We start from the raw sequence: 405 nt of genomic DNA on the forward strand, positions 1-405 counted from the left end.
GGGAATAAAGTAAGCCACTGATTTTAATAAGCGTAGAGCTTAGAGCCTCCCCCAGAATACTTGTACTTTAAGGCAGCTTTAGCTTCAAAAAGGACAGTTCTGAATTCTTTCAGACAGGAGAAAGGAACATGATATTTAACTCGCATCACTCGAAGGAAAAGAGTGGATTTGGCAACGCAGTGACAGATTTTGAAGAACGAGTTTGGATGCACCATCAGCAGCATGAAGATTCTGCTCAATACTCAGCTGCTTACCGTCTAGCTGGGGAAGTCAACATTGGTCGCTTGGTTTCTTCGTTGAGTAAAATTTCTCAATTCGTCCCATCCCTTAATGTTTGTTATCAATTTGATGAGGATGCAGGTTTAGTTAAATTTCACGGTAATGAATTTTCTCAGACGATTAATA

General features: G+C 40.0%; 1 protein-coding gene. It reads left to right on the forward strand.

Going from position 1 to position 405, the window contains the following annotated elements:
* Positions 1-128 precede the first annotated feature (128 nt).
* Positions 129-405: hypothetical protein (locus AB4496_RS27715; protein ID WP_372133216.1), on the forward strand; the 277-nt coding region annotated here is incomplete at its 3' end.

Origin of the sequence: Vibrio sp. 10N.222.46.A1 (assembly GCF_041473595.1) — a bacterium.
Classification (GTDB): domain Bacteria; phylum Pseudomonadota; class Gammaproteobacteria; order Enterobacterales; family Vibrionaceae; genus Vibrio; species Vibrio tasmaniensis_A.